This is a genomic window from Marinobacter sp. MBR-99, assembly GCF_040547575.1.
Taxonomy (GTDB): Bacteria; Pseudomonadota; Gammaproteobacteria; order Pseudomonadales; family Oleiphilaceae; genus Marinobacter.
Genome location: NZ_JBEPPY010000001.1, coordinates 156,676 through 176,492 on the forward strand (window position 1 = coordinate 156,676; position 19,817 = coordinate 176,492).

At 56.9% G+C, this 19,817-nt stretch carries 16 protein-coding genes and 1 other RNA gene; 10 read left to right on the forward strand and 7 right to left on the reverse strand.

The window, feature by feature from the left end; translation table 11 throughout:
* Window positions 1-139: 139 nt before the first annotated feature.
* From ABIE59_RS00785 to ABIE59_RS00815, 7 genes are all read right to left on the reverse strand, one after another.
* Window positions 140-2,104 (reverse strand): PA14 domain-containing protein, encoded by a 1,965-nt coding sequence (locus ABIE59_RS00785; protein WP_354443381.1) that lies wholly within the window; start codon window positions 2,102-2,104, stop codon window positions 140-142.
* A gap of 120 nt (window positions 2,105-2,224) precedes the next feature.
* Window positions 2,225-4,921 carry a tetratricopeptide repeat protein gene (locus ABIE59_RS00790; protein ID WP_354443383.1) on the reverse strand — a complete coding sequence of 899 codons (2,697 nt, stop codon included), beginning with the start codon at window positions 4,919-4,921 and terminating at the stop codon, window positions 2,225-2,227.
* A gap of 51 nt (window positions 4,922-4,972) precedes the next feature.
* Entirely contained in the window at window positions 4,973-6,343 is a 1,371-nt protein-coding gene (prsR, locus tag ABIE59_RS00795) for a PEP-CTERM-box response regulator transcription factor (RefSeq protein WP_354443385.1), read from the reverse strand.
* 135 nt (window positions 6,344-6,478) lie between these two features.
* Entirely contained in the window at window positions 6,479-8,614 is a 2,136-nt protein-coding gene (gene prsK, locus ABIE59_RS00800) for an XrtA/PEP-CTERM system histidine kinase PrsK (RefSeq protein WP_354443387.1), read from the reverse strand.
* 98 nt (window positions 8,615-8,712) lie between these two features.
* Window positions 8,713-9,660, reverse strand: coding sequence for an SDR family oxidoreductase (locus ABIE59_RS00805; RefSeq protein ID WP_354443389.1), 948 nt, complete (start codon window positions 9,658-9,660; stop codon window positions 8,713-8,715).
* The gene (locus ABIE59_RS00810; RefSeq protein ID WP_354443391.1) at window positions 9,660-10,475 is read right to left on the reverse strand and encodes a lysophospholipid acyltransferase family protein; all 816 of its coding nucleotides are present in this window, start codon (window positions 10,473-10,475) and stop codon (window positions 9,660-9,662) included. Before ABIE59_RS00810 ends, ABIE59_RS00805 begins: the two co-directional genes overlap by 1 nt.
* 39 nt (window positions 10,476-10,514) lie before the next feature.
* A complete protein-coding gene (locus tag ABIE59_RS00815; RefSeq protein ID WP_152438048.1) occupies window positions 10,515-11,435 on the reverse strand; it encodes a D-hexose-6-phosphate mutarotase in 921 nt (306 codons plus the stop codon).
* A gap of 123 nt (window positions 11,436-11,558) precedes the next feature.
* On the opposite strand from ABIE59_RS00815, the gene ABIE59_RS00820 reads away from it, so the two are divergent.
* The 10 genes from ABIE59_RS00820 to ABIE59_RS00865 all read left to right on the forward strand — a co-directional run bounded on the left by ABIE59_RS00820 (window position 11,559) and on the right by ABIE59_RS00865 (window position 19,804).
* Complete coding sequence (locus ABIE59_RS00820) at window positions 11,559-12,320, forward strand: 2OG-Fe(II) oxygenase (protein ID WP_354443393.1); 762 nt, start codon at window positions 11,559-11,561, stop codon at window positions 12,318-12,320.
* A gap of 81 nt (window positions 12,321-12,401) precedes the next feature.
* Window positions 12,402-12,498: signal recognition particle sRNA small type (gene ffs / locus ABIE59_RS00825), an RNA gene on the forward strand.
* Between the two features lie 119 nt (window positions 12,499-12,617).
* The gene (gene dnaX, locus ABIE59_RS00830) at window positions 12,618-14,522 is read left to right on the forward strand and encodes a DNA polymerase III subunit gamma/tau (RefSeq protein ID WP_342632387.1); all 1,905 of its coding nucleotides are present in this window, start codon (window positions 12,618-12,620) and stop codon (window positions 14,520-14,522) included.
* Window positions 14,523-14,526: 4 nt separating this feature from the next.
* The gene (locus ABIE59_RS00835; protein ID WP_152438051.1) at window positions 14,527-14,850 is read left to right on the forward strand and encodes a YbaB/EbfC family nucleoid-associated protein; all 324 of its coding nucleotides are present in this window, start codon (window positions 14,527-14,529) and stop codon (window positions 14,848-14,850) included.
* Window positions 14,851-14,888: 38 nt separating this feature from the next.
* Complete coding sequence (gene recR, locus ABIE59_RS00840; RefSeq protein WP_072677420.1) at window positions 14,889-15,491, forward strand: recombination mediator RecR; 603 nt, start codon at window positions 14,889-14,891, stop codon at window positions 15,489-15,491.
* A gap of 16 nt (window positions 15,492-15,507) precedes the next feature.
* Entirely contained in the window at window positions 15,508-16,659 is a 1,152-nt protein-coding gene (locus ABIE59_RS00845; protein WP_152438052.1) for a ribonuclease D, read from the forward strand.
* Window positions 16,656-16,949 (forward strand): YcgL domain-containing protein, encoded by a 294-nt coding sequence (locus tag ABIE59_RS00850; RefSeq protein WP_342632388.1) that lies wholly within the window; start codon window positions 16,656-16,658, stop codon window positions 16,947-16,949. The genes ABIE59_RS00845 and ABIE59_RS00850 overlap by 4 nt, the downstream gene beginning before the upstream one ends.
* The gene (locus tag ABIE59_RS00855; protein WP_342632389.1) at window positions 16,946-17,392 is read left to right on the forward strand and encodes a YcgN family cysteine cluster protein; all 447 of its coding nucleotides are present in this window, start codon (window positions 16,946-16,948) and stop codon (window positions 17,390-17,392) included. The genes ABIE59_RS00850 and ABIE59_RS00855 overlap by 4 nt, the downstream gene beginning before the upstream one ends.
* Window positions 17,392-17,736 (forward strand): hypothetical protein, encoded by a 345-nt coding sequence (locus ABIE59_RS00860; RefSeq protein ID WP_061331099.1) that lies wholly within the window; start codon window positions 17,392-17,394, stop codon window positions 17,734-17,736. Before ABIE59_RS00855 ends, ABIE59_RS00860 begins: the two co-directional genes overlap by 1 nt.
* Window positions 17,737-17,776: 40 nt before the next feature.
* Entirely contained in the window at window positions 17,777-19,804 is a 2,028-nt protein-coding gene (locus ABIE59_RS00865) for a VWA domain-containing protein (protein ID WP_354443397.1), read from the forward strand.
* Window positions 19,805-19,817: the final 13 nt, after the last annotated feature.

Here is a 19,817-nt window from a genome sequence, read left to right on the forward strand (position 1 = left end):
CACTCCTCCAGTGAGTGGTCGAATTTTTACAACACCCTTTAACCAAAGCAGATAGCGTGCCAAATTTTAAGTAATTGATTTTAAAGTGTTAATTATTTCTTCAGTCTGGGCAATGTAAATTAATTCGACGATCTCTCTTTTACTGCACACTGTACTGAACCGGATCTGACGGTTCGCTACTCAGTCCGTTGGTGTCAATTACCCTTATAGTGAAGTACCAATCTCCCGAGGAGAGCCCTTCTATCCTTGCTTCAGTTGTGCCCGCTGGAACCTCCAGGATCTGGGGCATATTTGCTGGCGCTTGGCCGTAGTTGATCACATACCCGGAGATTTCGCTGAGTGAGATACTGCTGCCGTCTACGCGTGTAAGGGGCGGAGTCCAGGATAGCGTGACGCTGCCCGCGCTGGCGCCGTTGTCCGATGGTTCGCTGGTTACCGGCGCATCCGGTTCAGATACGGTCTCAAGTGTGTACGGGTGAAGTCCTGACCGGTAAGCCTGCAACACGGTAATACCGCTGTCATTAAAGACTTGTTCGGCGACAGGTTGCAGCAGCGGTAAACCGTATCGGAGCTTGTATAGGTCGTCTATGCTGTCGTTGAGTGAACTGTCGCTGGTCGGGCTATCAAGAGATAGAGTTTGTACCACGTTTTCCGGGTTAAGACTTTGCCCGGTGGCTGTATCGGATATCACCAGGCTCGCAGAGGCGTCCCATCCTGATTCGAAATATTCCATAGTAACCGCTACGGGTATCTCGGCCGGAAGGCTGGCTGTACTGGTATAGGTGGTGGCGGATTGGTTTTTCCACTGATTGATAACCAGATTGCCATCAAGGAAAAGGCGAACACCGTCATCTGTTCTTGTGGCAAACGTGTATTCACGCGTGCCTTCCGCATGCGGCGGAGTAAACCAGCCCTGCCACCGAATACTGAAATTATTATTGGGCATATTGGCAGACGGACTGCCGCTTCCCCAGTTGAAATTAATGGCGGTGTCTCGCTGAGTGTAAACAAAGCTGTCAAAGTTCACGCCTGTGAAATACTGGCCAACGAATCCTGGCTGATAGGTTGCCTCAGGTGCAGGGAAATCTTCAGGGTCCAGTGGGTTTGTGCCCGCAAGGTATTCCTCAAGTACGGAGTATCCGTCTCCATCCAGGTCTCGCGAGGCATCGGTTGGGTCTGTGGGATCAAGGCCATAGGCGTATTCGTATCCGTCGGGAATACCATCTCCGTCGGTATCTGCAAGGTTGGGGTCTGTGCGCGCCCAGAATTCATCCAGTGCTGTAAGCAGGTCTCCGTCGGTGTCTGACATTGCATCCGTTGGGTCTGTCGGGTCCAGGCCGTAATAGATTTCCCAGTTGTCGTAGAGGCCGTCACCATCTTCATCCAGCGGTGGATATTGGGCGTTATATGACAAGCCTTTCTCACCATCGAAAAATCCGATACGGTAGCCGAGTTCATAGGCTTCTTCGGTGGTCAGTTCCGGTTGGGTGCCTGGGGTTGTCTGCGCAAAACTGTGCAGGAAAGGGCCATCGATCACCTGTTGATTCAGCCCGGGCCCGGACCAGGCCACGGTAAAGTGGTCATCCCAGCCGCCTTCTTTGTGCCTCAGCTCGAAATAGTATTTTTGTCCGGCTTCAAGGTAATGAATGCCTGAGGTTTGCGAGCTGTAGCGGGTGAAATTATCGAGCGGGGTCGCCATGGTTGAGGCGATTCGAACGATATCTTCCGGAGACTGTGAAGGGGAGAGCCAGAGTTGAGTTTCGTCGTCACCTGCAATGTAGAAGGTGTATTCACCCGTTGCGGGGGGTTCTAAATAGCCACGAATCAAGGTGCCGTAATTATTGGCCCGGTTGGCTGCGCGCCTTAACTGGTTGAGTTCTGTAATTTCGTCAGGTGAGTCCGGGAATTTCTCGGCGTCTATCATGCTTTGAACGTTGTTGCCTGATATGCCATCAAAGTACCAGGCGTCGACTTTTCCCGCTTCGCTGACTTCGGGAATGGCAGCAGTGGGTGGTAACTTTTCAATGTCCCGGTACTGCCAACTCTGGCAACCACCGAGAAAAACCACCACCACGCCGAGGCCGAGAATCTTCTTGGCAGCCATAACTCACCTTCCTTGCGCAACGATACATTGTGTAAAGTATTGTTGCAGTGCGTTAGGGCTGCCACCGAGTCTTAGGAACGTTTCGCTATCTGCCTACCGCGCTTATAGCGTTAACCTCTGTCAGGCTTCGTTATCCAGCTTGGTCAGAATCCGCCTGGCGTCGTCATCCCTGCCGACTGCCCTGTAGGCCTCCACCAGATGCATGGCAATTTCGCGGGAGCCTGGGTCCAGCTCGTGCGCTTTCTCAAGTACGACAAGGCTTTGTTGGTGCTCACCGGATTCAAACAGTATCCAGCCATAGGTATCCACCACCGCTGCGGTGTCGGGGACCAATTCGTAGGCTTTCCTGGCGGTGTCCAAGGCCCGATTATCACCCGTTTCGTAATACAACCATGCCAGGTTGTTAAGGGCTACCGCATTGGTCGGGCTGAGCGATACCAGCTGTTCGTAACTCGCCTTGGCTTTGTCTTGTTGGCCCGTCTGCTGATGTGCCATGGCCAGGCTGAGCATGATTCTGGTGTTGTTCGGGAACTGCTCCAAGGCGCGTTCAAGAGATTCCAGTGCCGCGGTGGGTTGGCCTGCACTACTGAGTGCTCTGGCTCGGGCAACTTGCAGCTCTGGGGTGTTTCGTTTGGTGAGTGCGAGCTGATAGAGCTCAGCGGCTTGTTGGTGTTCACCTTGGCTCTCGTAATAGCTGGCTTCCAGCTGATATGGGCCTGGGGATTCGGGGTTGTGTTGTTTTGCGTCCCTCAGAGCGTCTCTGGCGGCAGCGGTATTGCCATTACGGAATTCGATAGAGGCCACTTTCAGGGCCATGTCTTCGTTATCCGGGAACAAGGTGCGGCCCCGGTTGAGTATCTTTAGCGCCCGTTCGGTTTGTCCACGCTGTACCATTTGCGTTGCGATACCGTCGTACACTGTGGCGACCAGTGGCTCGGTGGGAGCTGGCGCATCCGCTTGCTGCCGCTCCATCAGCTGGGCAGTGAGTTCGTCGGCTTCGGAGGTGTTGTTCTCAATGAGTGCTGTCTCAAGAAGAATCAGGCGCGGCCCTGCCGCTTCCGGGTTGTCCTCGCGTATGCTTCGCATCAACTCGGTTAGGTCGTCTCTGGGCAGGAGGTTGGCAATTGCTTGCAGTGCTCCGCGGTTGTCGGGCGCCAGCCTTACGGCCTGAGTATAGAGTTCTCGGGCGGTGTCATTATCATCGCGCAACCGGGCCAGGTTACCGAGCCCTACCAGAGGCGTCGGGTTGTCGGGTGCCGCTTTGTGTGCCATCTCAAAAAATTTCCGGGCGTTGTCCATGTTGCCGGTGTTGCCGGCCAGGTTGCCTTTTGCAATCAAAGCGGCCACGTTTGCCGGCTCTTTTCGTAGCAGGTCGTCCAAGGCCTTATGTGCGGCGTCGGGATTGCCTGAGGCCATCTGCGCCTGGCTCACGAGTATCGTGGCCTGGGTCGATTCAGGAGCCTCTGCTGGAATCTGGCGAGCCTGGCTGATGGCGGCCTCATAGTCCTCGCGTTGGGCAAGGTAGGTGGCGTAGCGCAGCCGAAGATTGTGGTTGTCCGGTTGCAGTTCGAGGGCCCTGTTGATGAGCTGGCGGCCACTCTGGTCGTCACCGCTGGCGAGAGAAGCGATGCCAACCAGGGCCAGAGTTTGCGGGTCGCTGTCGCGATCCTTGAGGTCGTCAAGCAGTGTTTTGGCGCCCTGGGGGTCTCGCATGGAGATTCTGGTTGCGGCCAGAAGCTTGCGAACACCGTCGGTGTCGTTCATCTCCGCGAGGGGTTCCAGCAGGCTGGCTGCTTCTTCAGTGCGGCCCTGCCGGAAACGGATAACGCCCAGCATCAGCGCACTTTGCTGGTGCCCGGGCGCCTGGTTCAGCACTTCCTGTAAAAAGCGAGCAGCGGTATCGAGATCTCCATCGTTATAGGCGGCGGCTGCAGCTTCAAGGTTGCTCTTGATGGTTCCGGGCCCGGACTTGGCAAGGATTTCTTCATAAACAAAGGCTTCTGCTGATTTGCCTTGCTGGCGAAGAACCGTTACCAGAGCTGAGATGGTCTGGTACTTTCGGTAAGTCATCACGTCGTACTGGCCAATCGTTTCCAGTGCGCGGATATAGTTTTGCTCTGCCTCGGCCCATTGTTCCTGTGAGTGGGCGAGTTGTGCTTTCCATAGCCAGATGTCTTCATGGTCAGAATCGATGGTTTCTGCCTGGCTGAGCAGTTCGCGGGCTTTGGCAATGTCGCCCCGGGCGGCGGCGATTCTGGATAATCCGACCGCGGCGGTGACATTCTGATCGTTGCGTTGAAGGGCGTCAATATAGGCTGTCTCGGCCCGATCAAAATCCCCGGCCGATAACCAGGCCTGGCCCCTCAGGTTATCCGCCTTCAGTTCCTGGTCCCGAGAGGGGGAGGTGATCTGATCCAGAGCCTGGATAGCCTCTGAGGTTTTCCCCTGCAATATTCTGGATTCAGCACGGATTAGAGCGGCCTGGTTTACCTGGGACTGAGTGAGGGCATCTTCAGGCTGGTTCTCCAGGAACTGGTCAAGCTGGCGCTCGGCGTTTACCGCGTCTCCTGCGGTCAGCAGGTTGTTGATAATGACGAAATAGGGATCAATGCGCTCAGGCTGCATCTGAATGGCACTGCGAGCCTCAATGGTGCTCGCTCTTAACTCCCCCTGGCGTTGGAAGAACCGGGCCTGGTCAAGGTGGCTGATGTACTGGATGTCATCCTGTGACATGTCCGGCTCGCTGTTGCAGCCAGCTAGGCTCAACGAGATGGCAGCTGAAAGCAGCGACACTTTTACAACGTAACTGATATTCATGCCCTGTTCCTTCCTTTTATCGGGGTCTTGTTCTGAATCCGTTGGGGTTGGTCACACACCGCTTGGCGCGGTGGAGGTTTCAATTCGGTACTTGTCTGTGAGGTTATAGAGCGTTGGGCGGGTGACGCCCAGCAGTCTCGACGCCTGCGCCATATTGAAGTTGCTGGTGGTCAGTGCCTGCATGATGGCTTTACGTTCCGCCGCTTCACGAACCTGGCGAAGGTTGAGCTGGTAATCCGCCTCACAGTTATCGACGGGGAGCACCAGATCTTCTGCGGTAATCCGTTTGCCGTCAGCCATAATGATGGCCCGTTTCACCTTGTTGATCATCTCCCGCACGTTCCCCGGCCAGCCGTAGGTGTTGATGGCCTGTACGGCGTCTTCGGAGAAGCACAGGTTGGGGCGGTCGAGCTGTTTGCCCAGGGTTTTCAGTAATGATTGGGCAATCACCAGCGCATCACCTTCACGTTCTCGCAGTGCGGGGACATCCAGTGTGATTTCACTGATCCGGTAATAAAGGTCTTCCCGAAAATCTCCCTGGCTGATCAGGTCCTGAACATTCCTGTGGGTCGCGCAGACCACCCTCACGTCAACTGGTATCGGTTTGACCGAGCCGACACGGTCTACTACTCGTTCCTGCAGGAACCGCAACAGTTTTGCTTGCAGGGCCATGGGCATGTCACCAATCTCATCGAGGAACAGGGTTCCGCCGTTGGCACTTTCAATCTTGCCTTTCTTCGATTGCGTCGCGCCGGTAAACGAGCCCTTTTCAAAACCAAACAGCTCACTTTCCAGAAGGTTTTCCGGAATGGCGGCGCAGTTGATGGCGGCAAAAGGTTTGTCAGCCCGGTGGCTGAGATCGTGCAGTGCCCTGGCCAGCAGTTCCTTGCCAGTGCCGGTTTCTCCGGTAATCAGAGTAGTAACGTCTGCAGGGGCGACTTTCTCAACCGTACGGCAGATAGCGAGCATTTCAGGGCTGGCGGCAACAATCCCTTTGATACTGGTGCCGTTGCCCTGGCCGGCCAGTTCACGGTTCTCTTTCTCGAGCTCTGCGAGTCGGAACGCGCGGTTGACCACGAACGTAAGGATGTCGGCGTCCAGCGGCTTCTGGTAGAAATCAGACGCGCCCATGCCAATGGCTTTGACCGCGTTTTCTTTGTCTTCCCGGCCGGTCACCACAATCACTTTGGTCATGGGTGCCAGGCGTAAAATGTCTTCCAGCAGGGCAAAGCCTTCGGAGGCTCCGCCTGGGTCCGGTGGCAGGCCAAGGTCCAGGGTGACCACTTGGGGTTCAAGGCGCCGGAGGGCCGTGAGCGCGGCCTCACGATCTGAGGCAACAGATACGTCAATGTCGTCGCTGAAACACCAGCGCATCTGGCTCTGCAGGCCGGGGTCGTCTTCTACAATCAGTAGCTGCTTCACAACAACACTCAATCCTTTGGTCTGTGTACGGCACGGCTGCCACCATTGGCTGAACCGGCATTTCCATGGTTATGATTCTTAACTGAACATTGACACTTTGCAATGCTGATTCGGAAAAATACCTTCGGGTGACGATTAGTTGACGGTTTTCTGTGATTGTACGGTTTCCTGAATTGGCGCACTCGGGGCCGCAGCCCGTATTTCGGCTTCAGACGTGAGCAGAGGAATCCTGACAGAGAAGCAAGACCCAACGCCCGGCTCACTGGTGACATCAATATTGCCGCCTAATTCCTGAATGTATTCTCGGGCCTGGTAGGCGCCAATTCCCATGCCGGTAAGGCCCTTGGTGCTCTCGAACGGCTTGAACAGCTGGCTGCGGATGAAGTCGTCGGTCATGCCGGTGCCGGTGTCCTGAATGAAGATCACAACATTGCCTTTGGCGGTTTTAAGGTTGATGGATATGTCGCCGTCTGCCGGGGTTGCATCCTGGGCATTCTGTAACAGGTGGCCGAGCACGCTCCGCAGCTGTTCTTTATCCGCAGACACAAAGATGTTGTCTGGGCTGCCCTGCAGTGAAGGTGCAGGAGCCCGATGGCTGTGATGGGCGATCAACTCCTGGACCAGTTCGGTCAGGTTTATCGGGCTTCGGTTTTCCTCTGCCGGGCTGGAAGGCTTGCGAATGTGGTCCACCAGATTGGACATTTTGCGCACGGCGTGGTCAGTGGTCGCGATCATATCGTCAATAAACGCCGGGTTGTCCCGATGCTTGGGGGCGTTTTTAACCAGCAGCGACAGCTGCGCAATCAGGGTTTTCAGGTCGTGCACCATAAATGCTGAGGCCTTGCTCACGGCCTCGAACTGCATGGCTCGTGAGAGGCGGTTCTGGGCATCCATCTGGGCGAGCAGATTACAGGTCTGTCGGGCTACCACTTTGATCAGGTCGAAGTTTTCCCAGTTCAACTCAACCTTCGAATAGGGGCGCCCCACCATGGCAACGCCGTAAAGCTCGTTGCCAAGGTACAGGGGAATAATCAGCCAGGCGTCTGGGGTGTTGGTGATGGGGTCAGGAATCTCGAGCAGGTTGTAGCGTATCGGGTCGGACCGGTATTCGTTCAGATCAATAATCCACTCCCGATCCGTGAAAAAACGGACCAGTTCCGAATCACTATCGATAATGGTGTATTTGGGTGTGGCGAGGTTCACGCTCGCATTCAGCAGGTAGTCGCCCTGGTCGCTGCGAAGCCAGATGGCGCCAGCGTTGCTCTCCACCAGGCCAGCGAGAATTCGGATCACGCGCTCGGGCAGGGGAGGGGCATTGCTCAAATCGGCCAGTTCACGGGTCATTCTCAGCCATTCGTTCCGGTAATCGTACTTGTAGTCGAAAAAATTCTGGCTGATGAACACCATCAGCTTGGCCCGGATTCGCCTCGACAATAACAGGGTGACCAGAAACGCCAGGGAAACGCTGATGAACAACACCTGCATGGCCTCACCCCATGCTCCCCCCAGGGCACGAACGTAGTAGCCCCCAACAGCAAGGAATAACAGGTATCCGCCGGCGAACAGGAATGTGCCCACGTGGAAGACCGCGGACCGCGAAAGCTGGAAATCCACCGGTTGTTTGCGGGTATTGATAATGTTGACGGCAAACAGCGGCATTAACGCAGCGTTGACGAAGCCCCTGGCATTCCAGAACGAATCGGCGACTTTGCCGAACAGCAGGGCATCGGCGTACATGAAGAAGTCAAAGGTGAAGATGGTGGCAACACCAATGCAGAGGTACTTCATGGAGGACCGGCCAAAGCCCGGGGCGTTGCGCCAGATCTGTTCCACCAGTGACAGCCCGAGCAGGGCCAGGGCGATCTGCCCGATGACTTTGGTTTTGCCATCCAGCAGGGCGACGCCAAGGATAAATTCAAGGCTGCCAAGGGTCAGTAGGGTTGCGATCAGAATGAAGAGGGAGGCGCCAAGCACTTTTTTGAGCTGGCTGGCGAGCTTGCCCTGGCGAAAAGCATCCCGCAGCATGGCGAACAGTAGCAGGATCCAGGCCGTATCTCTGAGCAGTTCAAGCAGGTAACGTACGAAAAAGCCGGGGTGCCCCCAAAGGCTCTGGGAGACCAGGGTGCTTGCCCACAAGGTGGTGACCAACGCCGCAAGAAAGAGGGCGCGATCAAGATCCCTTCGCAGATAACGTGTAGCGATCAACACAGACAGCACCGCGAACAAGGCTGCCGCCGCACCGTAGCTGATCACGCTGATGTCCCTGAGCATTCGGTCTTTCCTTGAACCTGGATTCTGTACTTATTCTGTACAGGGTAGCTCTGAATTCCCGGTTCCGTCTATGGGTATCGATGTTTTCCCGGCCTGGTTCACACTGGCCGTTTGTTGTCCCGATAGTAACGGAAAATATCTGTCAACTGACGTTTGGGGGTAAATCCGAACTCCCGGGCAAAGGCCCGGCCATCAATCACCACTGGGTACTTGAAGAACGCCATCAGGTAAGTCGGGAAGCTCCTGATGTTCAGAATTCTTGAAATCGCCTTGGGAACGACGGGTGGAATGGATGGCAGTGGAATGCGCTGGCATCCGCAAAGTTTCAGGGCCTGTTGATAGGCTACCCAATCCTGGGGGGCGACGTTGAACACGCCTTTTACGGGTTTGTTCCAGGCCAGTACGATGGCATCTGCCATGTCGTCTATGTGGATGAATTGCATCATCGGCGAGAAGCCGGCCAGCACCGGAGCCCGGGAGCTGCCCAGCAGTGAGCTCATGGAATTTCGCACACCGGGGCCCACGATGTTGCATGGCCGAAGAATGGTGATGTTCAGCTCTGGATAGCGCCAGAGGTAAATGTTGGCCAGGTTCTCCAGTTCCACGGAATCCACAAGATCCGCGCTCAGGCCCGCGCTTTTGAGGGGGGCGGATTCATCAATCAGGGCCGGGTTGTAGGCGACGGCGCCGTATACGTGGTAAGTGGAGAGAACAATCACCCGGCGAATACCGTACTTCTGGGAAAGATCCAGCAACTTCTGGGTGCCCAGCACGTTGGCGTTGTAGCGGCGCATGCGGGTGAGCTGGCTGGACAGTATCCGGCCCAGGTGGATCACGCCGTCAAACTGATATCGCCTGAACAGGTCCTCGAAAACCCGCTTGTTGAAGTCGATGCAATAGCTGGGGATGTCATCTCCGAGGTACACCTGCTCACGGAAATCGACGGCGACCAGGTCGCAGGTTTCCTTGAGGCGGCTGATGACCTGTTGAGCCAGGGCGCCGGCAGCACCAGTCACGAGGATGTGGGGTCTTCGTTTGGTGGTCATCAGAACAGCCTTTTCCTTTCACTAAGCCCTTTGTCGATCAATCGGCTGATTTCAGCCTTGACGGCTTCCACCCGCTCGGTCACCTGTTCTTCCGGGATTTCGGTATTGTCGAAATGCATGGGTGGGCCGAAGTTCAGGTGTACCTTAGCCGGAAGAATCACGGGCAGTGCCACCGGAACGTAGGGCACGCCCAGTGCGTTGGCCAGTGGCTTTATATTGGCAATGGCAGGGATGGTTTCCTCGCAACCCACCACGCCTACCGGAACAATCGGCGCGTTGTATTTCATGGCCAAATGCATGAAGCCGTTACCGAAGCGCTTGAGCTGATAACGGTCACGGTACAGTTTGCCGGAGCCGCGAACGCCTTCGGGGAAGACGATCACCGCTTCATTGTTCTCCAGCATCTTGGCGCAATTGACCGGGTCCCCAAGCACGGCGCCCATCTCATTGAGCAGGTTCCCCAGCCAGGGCACGGTGGGAAAGAACCGCTCGATCATGGCCCGGGGAATGCGGGGGTTGTCTTTTCGTGATGCCAAAGCATAGCCGATAAGGAGGCCATCCAGGGGGAGCTGGCCGGAATGGTTGGCAATGATCAGAACCGGGCCTTCGGCGGGCACATTGTCAACGCCAGAGGCCTGAACACGGAAATACTTCTCGTAGATCTGCCGGGTAAGGGAGAAGCCGTACTTGATGGCCTCGTTGTTATAACCCCAGGGGTCGTAGCCGAGGGAGCCGATTGGCTTGCGGATTCGCTCTATCTGCTGGTCCAGTTCGGCTGGTACCAGCCTGGATTTGAGAAACGATGCCAGGCCCATGCCTGCTCCCTGTCTGATGGATTTGGATTTTCGGCGCCGTTAGATGCGGCCGATCAGTACACCCAGAGTGTGGCTCTGGCCCTCATTCAACACCCGATAATCGCCCGCGGCATTGGCTGTTTCGACACACAGCATTTTTTGCCAGCCATTGCCGGGGAAGTCCGAAAGCCGGGCAGATTTGTCCGGGCCGGGATTCCACACCACGGTCGAATCACTGCCCACCGAGGTCAGCTTGCGTTTGCCAAGCGGTGTCACCACTGTAAGGGGCTCGCCGGATTCGTAGATTCTGTCGGTTTCACCCTCGAAATAGACCGGGCCTTCCTGAGTGCAATACTCCCAGTCTTTCAGGGTGTCTATGTACTGACTGTTGCCCAGGCCAAGCACGCGGGTGCGGCTGATGTCAGCGGTTGGTAAATAGGTGTGCAGCGCCTGGCTGAACGCCAGTGGCTGGCGTGAGAGGTTGGTGGTGGTCAGTGCAACCTGGCAACCCCTGACCGAGAAACTGAACGTGGCCAGCACCAGGGCGTGGCCATCCCATTGCTCGGCGAAATCCTCGTTGGCATTCAGGGACAGGCTGATCTCCACTTCATGGGCACTCTCGCGCACATCTTCCAGGCGCCACAGGGCGGTGCGGACGAAACCGTGAGCAGTCGGTTCATGAACCCGCTTACGGATTTCCGGCGGGTTTTTGGCTGGGTCGCCAAACCAGGGCCAGCAAATTGGAATGCCGCCCCGGATTGGCCGGCCCGGTTGGAATTTGGCCAGCTCACTCAGCCACAGCCAATTGTTCTGGTCCCGTGGGGAAAAGTGAGTCAGGTGTGCGCCTTGGAGGAAAATAGTGGCCTGAAACAGAGGATGGTGCACCTCCAGGGCCTCAAGCTGGCCGATGGTTTGCCAGCGGGTGAACGACCATTGTCCCGGTGTAACCGAGACCGGTGGTTTGTTACTGCTTTCAGACATGGCGTGCGACGACTTCCTTTGCGATGACTTCCTTAAGGGTATCTGCTTACCAAGAGAGTAAATTAAATCCGCCGCGCCGGCGAGTTTGATCATACAATAGCCTAAAATTCAGGGGGTGTATTGATGGATTCTGATAGCCAGAGCGCGGTTATTGTTCCACTGCCGGAGCCTCGGCTCGAACATGGCCAGGGGCATTTCGATCAGGTAGTGGGCGAGGGCTCGCTGGCGGGCACTGCGGGCGCGCACGATGTTGATCGCGTTGACGCAAGGTGGCTGGATCAATTGGCGGATGGCTTGAGCGAGCACGCCTGGCTTGAGCTGGATCTTGCTGATCGCCTGCCGGAGGGCTTGGTGCCGGCCCTGCTCAATGAGGTGAAGATTCTCGAACGCACCGAAGCGATGAGCCGGGCTGGTATCGGGCGTGGAGCGGATCTGGTGAAGGATCGCAGCGTTCGGCGAGACAGTATTGCCTGGCTGGAAGGGTTCACCGAACCGCAGGCAAGTCTTTTCAGGTTTCTGGACCAGTTGATGGCTGGCCTCAATCAAAGGCTGTTTCTCGGGCTTAAACGGTATGAAGCGCATTATGCGACCTATCAGGCCGGCGACTTTTACAAGTGCCACCTCGACAGCTTTCGCGGGCGAGCGTCCCGGATGATCAGCCTGGTGCTTTACCTGAATGACGACTGGGGCCTGGAAGACGGCGGCGAATTGCAGGTGTTCAGCCCACGGGAAGAGGATAGGGCGATTGGCCTTGTGCGCCCGGAAGCTGGCCGTGCCGTACTCTTCCTGAGCGAGGAAGTGCCCCATGAGGTGCTGCCGGCAAGGCGAACCCGTTATAGCATTGCTTGCTGGTTTCGGCAGGATGAAGTGCTCTTGCCGCTCTAGGCCGTTGTAGTCCTTATATCCTTCTGATAATATGCGCGCCGCTTTCGGGGTAAAAGTCCCGGAACGCCGTTATGGTGGCCCCATTGGTGCCCCCGCAACATGAAACCGTGAACCCGGTCAGGCCCGGAAGGGAGCAGCCGAAGCGGTGGATGTGTGTGCCGGGGGATTGCTGATGGGGTCACCCCCAGATTTCCCTCCCCTTTGTCCTTGAAACAGCGTTCCCTGAAACAACTTTTCTTCTTTAGAATCACGGTCCATGCTAAGGTTAGGCTCGATTTTCTGAGTAGTTGAAGGATCATGAGCTATCAGGTTTTAGCCCGAAAATGGCGCCCCCGAACCTTTGAGGACATGGTGGGGCAGGAGCATGTGCTTCAGGCACTGGTGCATGCGCTTGAGCACCAGAGGCTGCATCACGCCTACCTGTTTACCGGCACCCGGGGCGTGGGTAAAACCACCATCGGTCGATTGCTGGCCCGTTGCCTTAACTGCGAAACGGGCATTACCGCCAATCCGTGTGGTAAGTGTGGCAGTTGCCAGGAAATCCTGGAAGGGCGGTTTGTTGACCTGATCGAGATCGATGCGGCCTCCCGCACCGGTGTTGACGATATGCGTGAACTGACAGACAACGTTCAGTACGCTCCCAGTCGCGGCCGCTACAAGGTATACCTCATCGATGAGGTACACATGCTCACCAACCAGTCCTTCAATGCCTTCCTGAAGACCCTGGAAGAGCCGCCCGAGCACGTAAAATTCCTTCTGGCTACGACCGATCCCCAGAAACTGCCGGTTACCGTGCTGTCCCGCTGTCTGCAATTTAACCTCAAGCGTATGACGCCGGAGCACATTGTTGGCCACCTCAAGCATGTGTTGACCGAGGAACAGATTCCCTTTGAGGAACCCGCACTCTGGCTGCTGGCCCGGGCCGCGGACGGCAGTATGCGTGATGCTCTGAGTCTTACAGACCAGGCCATTGCATTCGGTAACCAGAACCTAGCTGCCAGTGATGTCAGCAACATGCTGGGCACCATTGACCAGCGCGACATCGAACGCATCGTCGCAACGCTGGTTGAGCGGGATGGCCCCGGTCTGCTGGCAGAGATCAGCCGCATTTCAGATTTTGCACCCGATTACGCAGTCATTCTGGCTGATCTGCTATCACTCTTTCACCGGGTTACCATGGAACAGGTGGTGCCGGGCAGTGCCGACAATGCCCTGGGGGATGCTGCCCAGGTGCAGTCGCTGGCAAAGCAGTTGAGCGCCGAAGATGCCCAGCTGTTCTATCAGGCGGCGTTGATGGGGCGGAAAGATCTGGCGGTTACACCCGATGCCCGCATGGGGTTTGAAATGACTCTGCTCCGGATGTTGGCATTCCGGCCGGGAGCAGACCGCCGGGAGCCACCAACGATAGCCTCCGGTGGTAATGAAAGCCAGGCGCGAGCCGAACCGGACCCCGACCCTGCCCCAGCCCAGAGTCATCAGCCTGCACCGGTAACTGCGCAGGTACCAGCGCCCGCACAGAGTCCTGAGCCGGTGCCAGAACCTCAGCCGGAACCTGAATCAGCGCCGGAACCAATGCATGCCGGGTCCACAACGGCAGAACCTGAAACTGCGCCGCCCATGGTGGACGCTCCGCCCTGGGATCCAGACCCCGGCGACCCGGCCCTGAGCGCAGAGCGTGAGGAACCCGCGGCGTTGGTCGGCGATGTTGCACCTGAGCCCGTCCAACGGCCGGAACCTGAGCAAACCCAACCGCAAGGCCTGGTGGAACCGGAAGTTGAGCCGGTTGTCGAAGCTCAAGAGCCAGTAACCGCTGACGGATTTGTATGGGAACGGGATTTTCGCCAATTGGACATTAATGGCATGCCCGGAAACCTTGCCAGTTACAGCGCCATGGCGATGGATGGGCAAACCGTGGTGTTAACTCTGGATGAAGGCCATGCTCGGCTTCTGAATGCGCGCCACGAAGAAAAAATACTGGCAGCCTTGAGATCGCGCTTCGGTGATGCCACTTCATTGAAAATAGAGCAGGGCGAACCGGGGCTTCATACCCCGGCCGCCTGGGAAGAACGCCAGCGGGCGGCCAGGCAGAAGGCGGCCGAACAGGCCATCCGTCAGGACCCGGTGGTAAAAAGTATCGTTGAAAGATTTGAAGGGCGGGTCGTTGAAGAAAGTATCCGCCCCATAGAGACAGGCAGGAGATAAACACATGATGAATAACATGGGCGACCTGATGAAAAAGGCGCAGCAGATGCAGGAGCAGATGCAGAAGGCCCAGGAAGAGATTGCAAAGGCGGAAGTTACAGGCGAGTCCGGTGCCGGCCTGGTCAAAGTGACCATGAACGGTCGCCACGACGTTCGCAAGGTAGACATTGATCCGTCGCTGCTGTCTGAAGACAAAGAGATTCTTGAAGATCTGTTGGCAGCGGCCGTTAACGATGCCGTTCGCCGTGTTGAGGCAAATCAGAAAGAAAAGATGTCTGGCATGATGTCCGGAATGGGTGTGCCCCCCGGATTCAAGATGCCGTTCTGAACCTGGCCCCGGCCCGCCATAGTCTTTGAGGAGCGTTCATGGCATTCAGCCCCCTGGTTGATGAATTGGTTGAATCTCTCCGGTGCTTGCCCGGAGTTGGTCAGAAAACAGCACAGCGCATGGCATTTCATCTGCTGGAGCGGGGCCGCTCCGGCGGCACCCGGCTAGCCGGTGCCCTGAGCCAGGCCATGGACGGTGTGCGTCGTTGTAACAGCTGTCAGAATTTCTCCGACACCGAAATCTGCCATATCTGCGAGAAGCCTGAAAGGCGCACCGGCACCCTTTGCGTTGTGGAAAGTCCTTCTGACTTGCTTGCCATCGAACAGGCCGGCGATTATCGGGGCAGTTATTTCGTGCTGATGGGGCACTTGTCGCCGATTGATGGCGTGGGCCCGGAAGAAATAGGTATTGAACGGTTGCTACAGCGGGTGCGCGAAGAAGGCGTGACCGAACTGATCCTGGCGACCAATCCCACCGTCGAAGGCGAGGCAACTGCCCACTACATCGCCGACCGCCTGGATGGCCAGAATATCCTGATCACCCGTCTGGCCCATGGCATCCCGGTGGGTGGCGAGCTGGGCTATGTAGACGGCTTTACACTTACCCATGCATTCCGGGGCCGCAAGCCCCTGTCTGAATAACGTCTCAGGTTCCTTCATGACTCTTTCTGCACCGGCCGTTACCGTTCCCCCGGCCCCTGACACTGTTCGCTGGATTCGCGAGCCAGATACCCTGGACAATTGGCTGGACGCCCTCGAGCCCGGGGTACCGGTGGTGCTGGACACAGAATTTGAGCGGGTGTCTACTTTCTATCCCATTCCCGGTCTGGTGCAGTTGGGCGGCGGCGGTGAGTTCTGGCTGATTGATCCGGATGTAGCCGAGGCCTCCGAACGGTTTCGGGCGATGCTGGCGGATAGTCAGCGACCAAAGCTGCTATACGCCATGAGCGAAGACCTTGAGTTGTTCCGGCACTGGCTGGATGTGATGCCTAAAGGTGTGTTGGACCTCCAGATTGGCGCGGCACTGGCCGGTGCCGGGTTTTCCGTGGGTTATGCCCGCCTGGTGGAAACCCTGTTCGGCGAAACCCTGGATAAATCTGTTACCCGGTCCGACTGGGTAGCCAGGCCATTGAGCCCGGAACAAGAGCGCTATGCTCTGGATGATATTCGTTTTTTGCAACCGGTGTATGAGTGGGTCTGCCACGGCTTGCGCCAGCGCGGGCTGCAGCAGGCTATGGCCGACGAGTCACAGCGCTTTGCGGATGAAGCGGCCAGCCTGGAGGACGCCGGACAACACTACCTGAAACTTCGCGGTGGCTGGACGCTGAATCGGGAACAGCAGGCGGTTCTGCAAGCCCTGGTGGTGTGGCGGGAACAGGAGTGCCGGCGGTTGGATCGCCCCCGAAACCGGGTGTTGAATGATGGCTTGCTGATAGCCATTGCCGAGCGCTGCCCTGGCTCGCTCAGAGCCCTGAATGATGTGCAGGGCGTTCCGGGCGGCATTGTAAAGCGTTATGGTGAACACCTGCTGGAACTGGTTCGGGGTGCCAGAGAAGCCGACCACACCGATCTGAAGCCCATACCCAGGCCGCTGACCCGAGATCAGCAGGCGCTGTTCAAGAAAGTTAAGCGTTGCTTCAGAAAAGTGGCAGACGATACTGATATACCAATTGAATTGCTGGCGCCAAGAAAACGCCTTGAAGGCGTTATTGAAGATGGCACCATGGCAGGTAATCCGTTTTTTGAAGGCTGGCGCAGAGACATACTGGCGCCGGTCGTCCCGGAAATTGAGGAGCTTCTCGCACAATGAAAGACCGTGAATTTGTATCGGTGTTTCGCAGCAGTAAAAAAAGCGATACCTACATCTATGTTCGCCGCGGCCAGAACTGGGACGATCTCCCCGAGGCTTTGCGTTCGATCTTCGGGCAGCCGGTTCACGCCATGGATCTGCTGTTGAGCCCGGACAAAAAGCTCGCCAGGACCACCGGCAAAGAAGTGCTGGAGGCATTGGCCGAGAAGGATTTCTTTCTGCAAATGCCGGAAGAACAGGAAACCTACATTGTTGATTTTCGGCGTAAAATCGAGCAGCGTGGACAATGATCGCAGAGATTCCCTTCTGGCAGCGTAAGCGCCTCAACGAAATGACCAGGCCGGAGTGGGAATCTCTGTGTGATGGCTGCGGGCTTTGTTGCCTGCAGAAGCTTGAAGACGAAGACACCGGCGAGGTGTACCACACCGACCTGGTCTGCGGTTACATGGATACGCAAACCTGCCGTTGTACCGTGTATTCCGACCGGCTGAAGAAAGTTCCAGGTTGTACGGTTCTGACACCGGAAACGGTATCAGACTACCACTGGTTACCGTATACCTGTGCTTATCGAACGTTGGCGGAAGGCCGGCCCCTTGCGGACTGGCACCCCTTGCGATCCGGTGATCCGGATTCCGTGCATCGTGCCGGGGTATCCGTTCAGGGCAAAGTCGTCTCTGAGGACAGCGTGCCGGAAGAGGATTGGGAAGACCACATTATTCACTGGGTTCTGTAATGATCGATACTGATGCTTCACTAGCTTACGGAATTTTCTGGGCGGCCTATGCAGTTGCTTTCGTTGTGCTGTTCTACATGATGAAAGCGCTGTTTCGGATACTGCCATTCTATGGTGTGCGGACGCTGCTGTTGTCGGCTCTGGTTGTTTTATTTCTGACGCCCGTAGAGTCTGCAGAGCTTGCAGGCTGGTGGATTCCCGCCTGGTTGTTCGCCGGTTACGAACTTATTCTGGGAGACGCCGACGCGGCGGGCAGGGCACTGCTGAATTTCAGCATTGCCGCTCTGGTGATGTTGTTGGTCTGGATTCTGGATCTCGTCCGGTATCGGCTGGTGCGCAAATAACTCCAAGAACGTGCGAAATGTCAGACAGGTAAGGGTAGCTATGAAGCGAGTTCAGGTAATCCTCATGCTGGTGTTGGCCAGTTTTGTGCCAGCGCAGTCCAGTGCCCAGGATTCAGGTCTGACATTACCCGAGCAGGCCGACGTGCGCATCATTGTTGATATCTCCGGCTCTATGAAAGAAACCGACCCGGAGAACCTTCGCCGGCCGGCGGTGCGCTTGTTGGCCCGGATGCTGCCAGCGGGTGCTGAAGCCGGTGTCTGGACCTTCGGCCAGTATGTCAACATGCTGGTACCCCACGCCACTGTTGATGATGTCTGGCGTAACAGGGTTATTGAGCGTTCCGAGCAGATCAATTCCGTCGCCCTCTATACCAATCTCGGGCTGGCTATGGAAAAGGCCAGCGACGACTGGTTGTCTGACGGAACCCTGGAAAACACCCACCTGATTCTTCTGAGTGACGGCAAGGTCGATATTCCGGGCGGAGAGGCTGCCAGCCGTGAAGAGGAGCGGCGCATCCTTGAAACCCTGCTGCCTTCCCTGAAAGCCAAAGGCGCCACTATCCATACCGTTGGCCTGTCGGAATTGGCAGACATCACCTTCCTGCAGCGTCTGGCCCGGGAAACCGGCGGCAGCTTTCAGCTGGCCAAAACCGCTGAAGCACTCAATCTGGCGTTTGCGGATGCCCTGAACACGGCCGTGCCGCAGGAGCAGATTCCCATTGAGGGCGATGGCTTCGCCGTAGATGCTGGCGTCCGGGAATTTACAGCTTTGATCTTCACGGGCGGCTCCGACTCCGAAGCGCGAAGCCTGGCCCTCTCTGAGCCGGATGGTGAGCCGTTCACGGCCAATAATCTGCCAGACAACGTGCGGTGGGCGGTAGAGCCGGGTTACGACCTGATTACCGTAACTGAACCGGCCGCCGGGCGATGGCGTATTGTTGGAGACCTCGGCCAAGGTAGCCGGGTGACGGTTGTCAGTGACTTGCGCATGGCCGTGAGTGAGGTGCCGCCAGAATTTTCGGAAGAAACGCCGTTCAATCTGGAGGTCGTGTTTTTCGAGGAATCCGAGCAGATCAGGAATTCGGATTTTCTGGGTGTGATGCAGGTAAGCCTGTCGATCACCGCCAATGATGGCCGGCGGGGCACCAAGGTGCTGTCTGGTGATCAGCCACCGGAAGACGGCGTTTATCGGGACACGGTGACGCGTCTGCCTGCTCCCGGGCGGTACCAGATTGATGTGGTGGCTGACGGCGGTACGTTCTCCCGGAAATTCAGTGCAATGACCGCTTTCACTTTGCCGGGCGAGGAGCCTGAGCTGGCGGTGGTGTCTGAGCCTCTGGTGCCTGACCTCAGTGAACAGGTTGAACCCGAGGCGCCGGCTGAGCCAGAACCGGTCGAGGCGCCGGTGCCTGTCGAGGACCCGGAACCAATGCCTGTGCCAGAATCTGAGCCTGAACAGGCAGAAGCTCCCTCGGAGCCACAACCTGAACCGGTTCACGTACCGGAGAAAGGCACGTTGTGGGGAATACCGGTTTGGGCATTTGGGGCGGGTGCCGCCTTGCTGGTGGCCATTATCGGGCTGGGGCTTTTCGCCTGGCGCCAGAAGAAGTCCATTGCGGAGGCTGAGCAGGCCGCCGCAGCGGAGAGAGAGACCCTCGAGGATCTGCCGGAGGAAGAGCCGGAGATCCCTGTGGTGGCAGCGGCTGAGCCAGACAGCGAACCGGATGAAACGCCGGAGTCCGAGGATGTCCCGGAACTGACCGAATCGCTTGAAAGCGATGAGATTCTGGAAACGGAAGATGACCAGATTCCCGTTGCCGATGATGCGGTTAACGAAGAGCCGGAAGACGATGAGACTTTGGCCGAGACTGATCCAGAGCCAGAGCCAGAGCCAGAGCCAGAGCCAGAGCCAGAGGAAGATGACGATGATGAGTTTGGTCTTGAAGACTTTGACTTGTCGGAGTTCGATGACCTGCCGGAGCTGGACGAATCCGAAGCAGATGACGAGGCCACGGACAAGTCCGAGGCCGACGACACCGAAAAAGACGACGAAGATCAGAAAAAGTAACCAACAGGAAACA

Coding starts and splice junctions, on each gene's coding strand:
- ABIE59_RS00785 (WP_354443381.1), bottom strand. CDS start 2,104: ATGGCTGCCAAGAAGATTCTCGGCCTCGGCGTGGTGGTGGTTTTTCTC.
- ABIE59_RS00790 (WP_354443383.1), bottom strand. CDS start 4,921: ATGAATATCAGTTACGTTGTAAAAGTGTCGCTGCTTTCAGCTGCCATC.
- prsK (WP_354443387.1), bottom strand. CDS start 8,614: ATGCTCAGGGACATCAGCGTGATCAGCTACGGTGCGGCGGCAGCCTTG.
- ABIE59_RS00805 (WP_354443389.1), bottom strand. CDS start 9,660: ATGACCACCAAACGAAGACCCCACATCCTCGTGACTGGTGCTGCCGGC.
- ABIE59_RS00810 (WP_354443391.1), bottom strand. CDS start 10,475: ATGGGCCTGGCATCGTTTCTCAAATCCAGGCTGGTACCAGCCGAACTG.
- ABIE59_RS00815 (WP_152438048.1), bottom strand. CDS start 11,435: ATGTCTGAAAGCAGTAACAAACCACCGGTCTCGGTTACACCGGGACAA.
- ABIE59_RS00820 (WP_354443393.1), top strand. CDS start 11,559: ATGGATTCTGATAGCCAGAGCGCGGTTATTGTTCCACTGCCGGAGCCT.
- dnaX (WP_342632387.1), top strand. CDS start 12,618: ATGAGCTATCAGGTTTTAGCCCGAAAATGGCGCCCCCGAACCTTTGAG.
- ABIE59_RS00835 (WP_152438051.1), top strand. CDS start 14,527: ATGATGAATAACATGGGCGACCTGATGAAAAAGGCGCAGCAGATGCAG.
- recR (WP_072677420.1), top strand. CDS start 14,889: ATGGCATTCAGCCCCCTGGTTGATGAATTGGTTGAATCTCTCCGGTGC.
- ABIE59_RS00845 (WP_152438052.1), top strand. CDS start 15,508: ATGACTCTTTCTGCACCGGCCGTTACCGTTCCCCCGGCCCCTGACACT.
- ABIE59_RS00850 (WP_342632388.1), top strand. CDS start 16,656: ATGAAAGACCGTGAATTTGTATCGGTGTTTCGCAGCAGTAAAAAAAGC.
- ABIE59_RS00855 (WP_342632389.1), top strand. CDS start 16,946: ATGATCGCAGAGATTCCCTTCTGGCAGCGTAAGCGCCTCAACGAAATG.
- ABIE59_RS00860 (WP_061331099.1), top strand. CDS start 17,392: ATGATCGATACTGATGCTTCACTAGCTTACGGAATTTTCTGGGCGGCC.
- ABIE59_RS00865 (WP_354443397.1), top strand. CDS start 17,777: ATGAAGCGAGTTCAGGTAATCCTCATGCTGGTGTTGGCCAGTTTTGTG.